The following is a 7761-nucleotide window of genomic DNA, read 5'->3' as shown; positions in this document are numbered from 1 at the left end:
CGGTGCGGATGCCCATCCGGCGCATCTCGTCGAACCGCTCGCGCATGCCCTGCTTGACGACGTCCTTGAGATGAATGACCCCCAGCACCCGCGCCCTGCCGTCGACGATCTCACCGACGACCAGCGGGGTGCCACCGGAGCCGGAGACGGCGTCGACGATGCCTCCGACCGCCTCGACGGGATGGCCACCGTGGTCGCGAATCCACTTCATCACGGCGGTGGCGGCGCCCTTCCGGACCTGGCGGCCTTCGAGGTCGACACCGCTCATCCGGGTCTGCGCGGTGAACCCGATCCACTGGGCGCGGGCGAGTTCTCCCGGCAGTCGCTCTCTCAGCCCGTGCTCCTGCTTGGCGTAGACCACGATGGAGCGGCCTTCGGGGGTCTCGTCGGCCAGGCTGGCCAGTTGTGCGGCCTCCGCCAGTTCGTCCGCGGAGACTCCGGAGGCGGTCAGGAACGCCGACGCCTGCCGGTTGCCCAGGGTGATGGTGCCGGTCTTGTCCAGCAGCAGGGTGTTGACGTCCCCGGCGGCCTCGACCGCGCGGCCGCTCATCGCGAGCACGTTGCGCTGGACCAGGCGGTCCATGCCGGCGATGCCGATCGCCGACAGCAGTGCCCCGATGGTGGTCGGGATGAGGCAGACCAGCAGCGCGACCAGCACGACGCCGGTGACGCCGTCCGCGGTCAGGGCCGGCGAGTCCGGGACTCCGGGGTTCTGGGCCTTGGCGTAGATCGCCAGTGGCTGCATGGTCGCGGTGGTGACCAGGAAGATGATCGTCAGGGCGGCCAGCAGGATGTTGAGGGCGATCTCGTTGGGGGTCTTCTGCCGACCGGCGCCCTCGACCAGGGCGATCATCCGGTCGATGAAGCTCTCGCCGGGCCGCTGGGTGATCTGGACGACGATCCGGTCGCTCAGCACCTTGGTGCCGCCGGTCACCGCCGAGCGGTCGCCGCCCGACTCACGGATGACCGGGGCCGACTCGCCGGTGATGGCCGACTCGTCCACCGAGGCGATGCCGTCGACCACGTCGCCGTCACCTGGGATGATCTCTCCGGCCTCCACCACGACGAAGTCTCCCCGCAGCAGTTCGGGAGCCCCGACGACGTCCCACTCGGTGGAGTCGCGGCCACGCAGCCGCCGCGCCGTGGTGTCGCGCTTGGCAGCGCGCAACGTGGCCGCCTGTGCCTTGCCGCGCCCCTCGGCGACGGCCTCGGCCAGGTTGGCGAAGAGCACGGTCAGCCAGAGCCACACCACGGTGGCCCAGGCGAAGAACGAGGGGTTCACCACCGCGAGCGCCGTGGTGAAGGCCGCGCCGATCTCGACGATCAGCATCACCGGGTTGCGCCAGAGCGTGGCCGGATTGAGCTTCCTGATCGCCTCGGGCAGCGATGTGATCAGTTGCCTGGGGTGGAGGAGACCGCCGCCCACCCTGCCGTTCCCGGGGGTGGGGGTATGGCCCGGCATCTGGAACGTCCGGGTGAACATCACTGGAATCCCTCCGCGAGCGGGCCGAGTGCCAGGGCGGGCAGGAAGGTCAGCGCGACGAGGATCACCGTCACACCGACGACCATGCCGACGAACTGCGGCCGGTAGGTGGGCAGGGTGCCCGCCGAGACGGGCACCGGTGCCTGCGCGGCCAGGGAGCCGGCCAGCGCGAGTACGAAGATGATCGGCAGGAACCGGCCGAGGACCATGCACAGGCCGAGGACCACGTCGTACCACGGCGTGTTGGCGGTGAGGCCGGCGAACGCGGAGCCGTTGTTGTTGGCCGCGCTGGTGAAGGCGTACAGCACCTCGGAGAAGCCGTGCGGGCCAGTGTTGAGCATGCTCGCCCGCTGCTCGGCCGAGCCCATCGCCAGCGCCGTGCCGGTCAGCACCAGCACCGGCGTGACCAGGAAGTACATCGCGGCGAACTTGATCTCGCGGGAGCCGATCCGCTTGCCCAGGTATTCGGGGGTACGTCCGACCATGAGCCCGGCCACGAATACCGTGATCACCGCGAGGACGAGCATGCCGTACAGGCCCGCGCCCGCGCCGCCGGGCGCGACCTCGCCCAGCATCATGTTGAACATCGTGATCATGCCGCCGAGCGCGGTGAACGAGTCGTGGGAGGAGTTCACCGCGCCGGTGCTGGTCAAGGTGGTGGCGGCGGCGAAGGCGGCGGAGTCGGGCACGCCGAAGCGCATGTCCTTGCCCTCCAGCGCGGCGCCCACCGCCTGCGGGACCGTGCCGCCGTGGGCGGTCTCCAGCCCGGTGAGCAGCGCGACGCCGATCAGCGCCAGGATCCCCATGATCGCGACGATCGCGTAGCCCTGCCGCCTGTCTCCGACCATGCGGCCGAACGTGCGGGGCAGCGCGAAGGGGATCAGGAGGATCGCGAAGATCTCCACCCAGTTGGTCCAGCTCGTGGCGTTCTCGAAGGGGTGGGCCGAGTTCGTGTTGTAGAACCCGCCGCCGTTGTTGCCCAACTCCTTGATGATCTCCTGGCTGGCCACCGGGCCGCCGGTGATCGCCTGGGTGCCGCCGGTCAGGGTGGTCACCTCGTGCGGGGAGGCGAGGTTCTGGACCAGTCCGCCCGCCAGCAGCACGACCGCGCCGACGAAGGCGATCGGCAGCAGGATGCGGAGGGTGCCGCGGACCAGGTCCACCCAGAAGTTGCCCAGTTCCCCGGTCTCCTTGCGAGCGAGACCGCGGGCCAGGGCGATCGCCACCGCCATGCCCACCGCGGCGGACGCGAAGTTCTGCACCGCCAGGCCGGACATCTGCACCAGGTGGCCCATGGTCGACTCACCAGAGTAGGCCTGCCAGTTGGTGTTGGTGACGAAGCTGACCGCGGTGTTCCACGCGACGTGGTCGGTCACCGAGGGGAAGCCCAGCGACAGGAACAGCTTGTCCTGCAGCCGCTGCAGTCCGTACAGGAACAGGACGGAGATCGCCGAGAACGCCAGCACGCTGCGGGCGTAGCCACCCCACCCCTGCTCGGCGTCCGGCCTGACGCCGATGAGCCGGTAGATCACCCGCTCTGGGGCGAGGTGCCTCCCGCCGGCGTAGACGCGGTACATGTAGTCGCCCAGCGGCCGGTGGACCACCGCGAGAGCGACGACGAGGGATCCGATGAACAGGATTCCGGCCGTGGTCGACGTCATTAGAAACGCTCCGGGAAGAGCAGGGCCACGACCATGAAGATCACCAGGCCGACGACCACGACCAGACCGGCCGCGTTGACGGCGCTCACAGCCGTTCCACCGCCTTGACGACCAGCCCGAGTATCGCGAAGACCGCGATCGTCAGGGCGACGAAGATGACGTCTGCCATCCCCACTCCTCGCATCCGGGATTTGTTCTCACCACCGCCCGACGGGCAGGGCACATGCAAGGAAAGCGCTGCTTTCCGCGCCTATTGCGCCGCTTGACGGTTTCCATACGCCCAGGCACCCAGGCTTGACGCCTCCCCCACACGGGGCCCGGCATACCTTGACGACCGCTTGACACCCGATCACCGGCTCCCGCCGCCGTGCGGGACGAGCGGGTGCCCCGGCCTCGGCGACGCGCCGTGCTCTCACCCGTACCCCGGCCGTCAACCGCCGGGCGTCGCGCGAACGACCCCGCAGGCGGGAGGCTCTTCTATGATCGGAAAGGTGGCTGCCCCGATCTCCCGCCCCAGTGCCCGGGTCCTGCTGGTCGACGACGACGACCGCCTCCTGCTGTTCCGGTTTCAGGCTCCCGCGCACTGGCCCGCCGAGCACTTCTGGGTCACCCCGGGCGGAGGGGTGCACGAGGGGGAGAGCCTGGCCGCCGCCGCGGTCCGCGAGCTGCGCGAGGAGACCGGGCTGGACGTCGCGGAGGAGCGGCTGGGGCCCGTCGTGGCCCGCACCTCCGGCCTCGCCGAGTTCGGCGACGTCCTGGTCGAGGCGACCGACTCGTTCTTCTTCCTGCGCGTCGACGGCCACACCGTCGACGTCTCGGGGCAGGAGGAACTGGAGCGCTCGCAGATCTCGGCGCACCGCTGGTGGCCGCACCGGGAGTTCCTGACCACCCGGGAGCTGGTCTTCCCCGTCAACCTGTCGGCCCTGCTGCCCGGCCTGCTGGCCGGGGACCTTCCCGCCGAACCGGTCCTGCTGCCCTGGCGGAGCGGCGGATAGCCACCCCTGCCGTCTCCGGCGTCGTATCGCGTGCCGCCCCAGAGATTCGAACTCTGAACATCCGCGTCCTGAGCGCGGCGCCTCTGCCGTTGGGCCAGAGCGGCCGGGCGCGCCGGGCGGCGCGCCGGTGGTGCCGTGTTCGGTGCTGCGTTGCCGTGGCGCCCGCCTCCCGGCGGCGGGCACCACGGCTCCGTATCGCCCGCGTCGTGGTGACACGGTGTCGTCGGAACGGCAGGAGTCGAACCTGCGGCCTTCCGGTCCCTGGCCGGATGCTCCTCCTGCTGAGCTACGTTCCGTCACGCGTCCGGGCCGGTTGGCGTGGGCCGTACCGGACGCGCTGCGGGCCTGCCGACCGGGCGGGGGTCGCCACTCCCCTCGCCGAGTCCCAGTCCCATGGCCCTCTTCTTTCAGGGCGGAGCCGCAGCGGGGGCTCGAACCCCGTCCTGCCGGGTGGAAGCCGGCTGCCTTACCGGTTCGGCCTCTGCGGCGTGTCTCCCCGGAGTCTCCCGGAGGTGAATCCTTTCGCGCCCTCCGAAAGGGGAGCCCGAGCGAATTCGCGTTCAACGTGCTGCACTGTGAAGTCGTCCATCTCGAAAATCAGCCGTCCGGTTACCACCGCGAAAGCAGCCAAGGAAATGAAGAAGCCGCCTGCGACGGGGTCTCTGGCGGCTCGACGGTTTCCCTTTCGGGGTTTATCCGCCTGACCGTCCTGGGACCTGACCGAGGCTGTTGAGCAGGGAAGACGCGGGGGGCTTCAGCTGCCACACCGGCGATGCACCGTGGTTCACGGCCGCTCCTTTCCCTGAGCCGGAGCGGGTGCCCCCGCCTTTGTTCATTGAAGGGCAAAGTCGGCCCCCGGCGCCAATGATTTTTATCGGGGTTCATTTCCGGTGGCGGCTTCCGCGATCGGTACGGAATTCACCTCTCCCCCCCTCACACGTGGACCCGAGCCGGCCGGGTCCCTCTCGTCGTACCGAGGGGCGGCCTCCGGGTGGCGGTCGGCGGTGCCCTCATCCCAGCCATGTCGCGGTTGTGGAGGGGTGCGGGTTCACGCATGATCGACGGAAGGGACCGATCTCATGGGAGTGACATGGCATTTCATCCGAACCTTGATCCCGGACTGGCTGCCGCCCTTGAGGCGACCCCCCTGCCGGTCGCGGACCTCGGTGCCCTACGGCTGGAGGACCTGCCCGGCATCCGTCTCCAGCTGAGCGCGGCGCGCGCCGCGATGGCTCCGCTCGCGCCGGACGAGCGGGTCACGATCGAGGACCGAACGGTGCCGGGTCCGGACGGCGACCCCGACGTCCGGCTACGGATCTACCGTCCGGCCGGGCGGCGGGAAGCCGTTCCCTGCCTGTACTGGATCCACGGCGGCGGGATGATCCTCGGCGGGGTCGAGATGGAGGACGCGCGCCTCAACGGCTACGTCGCCGAACTGGGCTGCGTGATCGTCTCGGTCGACTACCGCCTGGCTCCCGAGCACCCGGACCCGGCGCCGGTCGAGGACTGCTACGCGGGCCTGGTGTGGACCGCCAAGAACGCCGTCGAACTGGGGGTGGACCCGGATCGCATCGCGGTGGGCGGGATCAGCGCCGGAGGTGGTCTGGCCGCGGGAACCGTACTGCTCGCCCGCGACCGGGGCGGCCCGGCCCTGGCGTTCCAGCTGCTGATCTGCCCGATGCTGGACGACCGCAACACCACCCCGTCCAGCCTGGAGTTCGCCGAGGCGATCGTGTGGAACCGGGCGGCGAACCTCCTGGGCTGGAAGGCCCTGCTGGGTGAGCGGGCAGGCGGCGAGGACGTCTCCCCGTACGCGGCCCCGGCCAGGGCGGCCGACCTGTCGGGCCTGCCCCCGGCGTACGTCGACGTCGGTGAGCTGGAGGTCTTCAGGGACGAGTGCGTCGACTACGCCCTGCGGCTGGTTCAGGCGGGTGTCTCCACCGAGTTCCATCTCCACCCGGGTGCCTTCCACGGCTTCGACGGGATGCTCCCGCAGGCGGAGATCAGCCGCCGCGCCTCCGCCGAGCGGGTGGTCGCGCTGCGCCGGGCCCTGTTCGGCTGACGGCGTTCGGCTGACGGTGCGCCCGGAGCCCGCCCTCCGCCCTCGCGGAGAGGCGGGCTCACCCCAGGGGGTCCGCCTCCCCGGGCGGTGAAAGAAGCGCCAGCGCGTGCAGGAGGGCGTCGCGCTCGCCCGCGGCGCGTCTCAGCATGTGGCGGCAGATCCCGCAGATGCCGGAGAACTCCCGCTCCGCGAGGTCACGGTAGCGGGGCAGGGCGGTCAGCGCCTCCGTACCCAGGGAGCCGAGGACCGCGAGGAACGGGTCGGCGGCGAGATCGGCCAGGGCCCGGCGCACGCCGTCGCGGTCGCGGGCCACGCGGTGCAGGTCGGGCGGGCCGGCCCCCATGATGACGTTCTCGTCGCAGCAGGCCGAGATCCGCCCGTCGTAGCGGACCGTCGGGGTGTGCGCGATCGCGCACCGGCCCAGCCGCGCGCCGGGCACGCGACGGGCCTCGGGGAACAGGCCGCGGGCGCGGCCGTACGGCAGCGGCGGGACCGGGTGGATCTCGGCGAGATCGCGCCAGCCGTCCCCCAGCGCGCCGGAGAGGAGGTCCCTGGCCGCCTCGATCTGGGCGGGGTCGTCCAGCACCTGCGCCACCAGCCACGCGCCCTCGGCGGCGACGGCGCGGGCGGCGGCGGTCACGGCGGCGCGCGGGCTCGGGTGGTGGGCGTCGACGCCCAGTACGACGCAGGCCGACAGGCGCAGCACAGACCGGATCCATCCGGGGGGATCACCGCCCGCGCCCCAGTAGCCGCTGGTGTAGGGGACCAGCGCCTTGCCCGAGGCGTGGATCCGCCGGGCCGCGTGGGCGAGGGCGCGCCGCTCCACGAACGGTTCCCCGCCGGAGACGCCGACGACCCGCAGCGCCTCGTCTTCGCAGAGCCCTTCGACGATCTCCGCGAAGAGGGCGCGGTCGGTGACGCGCGGGCCGTCCGGGCGGGAGTCGACCGAGCAGTGCGCGCAGCCGACCGGGCACCGGTCGGTGATGAGGAGCAGGGCCGACCTTCCGCGTTGCCGCCGCAGGGCGTCGAGCTCGGCGAACCTGAGCATGCCCCCGACGGTACGCCGCCTCGCGCCGCGGTGGCCGCCCCCGCCCGCGCCGTGCGCCGTTTACGCCACACCGGTGGGGATCTAGGCCACCGCGCCGGGCGCATAGGCCATCGCGCGCGGCCGGGCAGCCGGTCCGAGGTGCGCCCTCCGCCTCCTGGCGGCCCCGGAATACGCCTGCCAGGCGGTGGTTCGGGGACCGCCGGATTCATACCTTGATCGCGTGGGAAGCCCGACCGGCCCACGAAACCCCCGTCCCATGGGAGGGACCAATGAGCGAGTCGTCTCCACGCGTTCGCGATCTCGTGCAGCGCGCCGCATCCGATCCCGGGTTCGCCGAGCAGCTGCTCAGCGACCCCGAGTCGGTCGCCACCGAGTACAACCTCGGCGCCGACCACATCGACCAGATCAAGGAGCTGGCCGGCGCCGGCCTGCTCAAGCCCGCAGTCCAGGCGCACACGGTCCCCGTCAAGGAACCCGGCGGCGGCGGCTACTACTAAACGCCTCTGGGGGTG

The 7761-nt window shown here is 71.3% G+C and carries 7 protein-coding genes and 3 tRNA genes; 3 read left to right on the top strand and 7 right to left on the bottom strand.

The window, feature by feature from the left end:
• The 3 genes from kdpB to kdpF all read right to left on the bottom strand — a co-directional run.
• The coding region (gene kdpB, locus ACWD3H_RS41160) for a potassium-transporting ATPase subunit KdpB (RefSeq protein ID WP_451958872.1) at positions 1–1483 on the bottom strand (1483 nt) is incomplete at its 3' end.
• Positions 1483–3144 carry a potassium-transporting ATPase subunit KdpA gene (gene kdpA / locus ACWD3H_RS41155; RefSeq protein ID WP_451958871.1) on the bottom strand — a complete coding sequence of 554 codons (1662 nt, stop codon included), beginning with the start codon at positions 3142–3144 and terminating at the stop codon, positions 1483–1485. The genes kdpB and kdpA, both read right to left, overlap by 1 nt.
• Complete coding sequence (kdpF, locus tag ACWD3H_RS41150) at positions 3144–3233, bottom strand: K(+)-transporting ATPase subunit F (RefSeq protein ID WP_355565104.1); 90 nt, start codon at positions 3231–3233, stop codon at positions 3144–3146. Before kdpF ends, kdpA begins: the two co-directional genes overlap by 1 nt.
• 402 nt (positions 3234–3635) lie before the next feature.
• On the opposite strand from kdpF, the gene ACWD3H_RS41145 reads away from it, so the two are divergent.
• Positions 3636–4139, top strand: a complete 504-nt coding sequence (locus ACWD3H_RS41145) for an NUDIX hydrolase (protein WP_451958870.1) — start codon at positions 3636–3638, stop codon at positions 4137–4139.
• A gap of 31 nt (positions 4140–4170) precedes the next feature.
• On the opposite strand, the gene ACWD3H_RS41140 is transcribed toward ACWD3H_RS41145, so the two are convergent.
• The 3 genes from ACWD3H_RS41140 to ACWD3H_RS41130 all read right to left on the bottom strand — a co-directional run bounded on the left by ACWD3H_RS41140 (position 4171) and on the right by ACWD3H_RS41130 (position 4627).
• Positions 4171–4243 (bottom strand) — tRNA-Leu (locus tag ACWD3H_RS41140).
• A 119-nt stretch (positions 4244–4362) separates the two neighbouring features.
• A tRNA-Pro gene (locus ACWD3H_RS41135) sits at positions 4363–4435 on the bottom strand.
• Between the two features lie 120 nt (positions 4436–4555).
• Positions 4556–4627, bottom strand: a tRNA-Gly gene (locus tag ACWD3H_RS41130).
• A 602-nt stretch (positions 4628–5229) separates the two neighbouring features.
• Between ACWD3H_RS41130 and ACWD3H_RS41125 the strand changes: the two genes are divergently transcribed.
• A complete protein-coding gene (locus ACWD3H_RS41125; protein WP_451958869.1) occupies positions 5230–6201 on the top strand; it encodes an alpha/beta hydrolase in 972 nt (323 codons plus the stop codon).
• A gap of 58 nt (positions 6202–6259) precedes the next feature.
• Here the strand turns inward: ACWD3H_RS41125 and ACWD3H_RS41120 are convergent, their stop codons facing one another.
• On the bottom strand, positions 6260–7249 hold the full coding sequence (locus ACWD3H_RS41120; protein ID WP_451958868.1) for a radical SAM protein: 990 nt from the start codon (positions 7247–7249) through the stop codon (positions 6260–6262).
• Between the two features lie 269 nt (positions 7250–7518).
• Here ACWD3H_RS41120 and ACWD3H_RS41115 point away from each other — a divergent pair, with 269 nt between their 5' ends.
• Positions 7519–7746, top strand: a complete 228-nt coding sequence (locus tag ACWD3H_RS41115) for a hypothetical protein (RefSeq protein WP_350928642.1) — start codon at positions 7519–7521, stop codon at positions 7744–7746.
• Positions 7747–7761 lie beyond the last annotated feature (15 nt).

This window comes from Streptosporangium sp. NPDC002607, assembly GCF_053592655.1.
Note: the sequence above shows the minus strand (reverse complement) of the source record. Positions and strands in the feature narration are given on the sequence as shown.